Genomic DNA, 523 nt, shown 5'->3' with positions numbered 1-523 from the left:
AGCGCGCTGCCCAATGGCTCCTGCAAAGCGTTTTACATGAATAGGATTTGCTATTGTGAACGGTAAATTGGCATTGGCACAGGCAATAATAAATGGCATTTCTAGCCGTCCTGTTGCTTCAATAACAATACGTTCAGGTTTGTGTTTTTTGATGATTTTAACTGCCTCTTTAATACCTACATCATCGTTTGAAACGGTGAAATAGATATCTAATGGGCGTATATAAATGTCGAGTTGATATTTTCCCGTATCAACACCAATGTTAATGTTTTGATTTGTTTGTGCTTTCATAATAAGCTAACCCTTACTTGCATAATGCGGGTTCGAGACCCAATAGACTATTCGAGTGTAATGCTTGGAGTTCTTCGTCGCGTTCGTTCTTGTTATCGGTCTCTCAACAGAGGAGCCTTTGCTCAATCGAACTACGACAAAGAAGGGCTTTAGTTGCAGCTAAAGCCTGGGTCTCACTTTACCGGAAACTAGATTTATTTAGTAAATAAGATGGGTTTATTATCCATACAAG

1 pseudogene is annotated in these 523 nt (G+C 39.4%); it reads right to left on the bottom strand.

Annotation, left to right across the window (positions count from 1 at the left end):
* Nucleotides 1-291 (bottom strand): annotated as a pseudogene (locus tag Q8W26_RS17855) (IS110 family transposase); the annotation flags it as partial.
* Between the last annotated feature and the right edge of the window lie 232 nt (nt 292-523).

It is taken from the genome of Psychrobium sp. 1_MG-2023, from assembly GCF_030689115.1.
GTDB lineage: Bacteria > Pseudomonadota > Gammaproteobacteria > Enterobacterales > Psychrobiaceae > Psychrobium.
The sequence above is the reverse complement of the archived record's forward strand: the minus strand, read 5'-3'. Positions and strand labels throughout refer to the sequence as shown.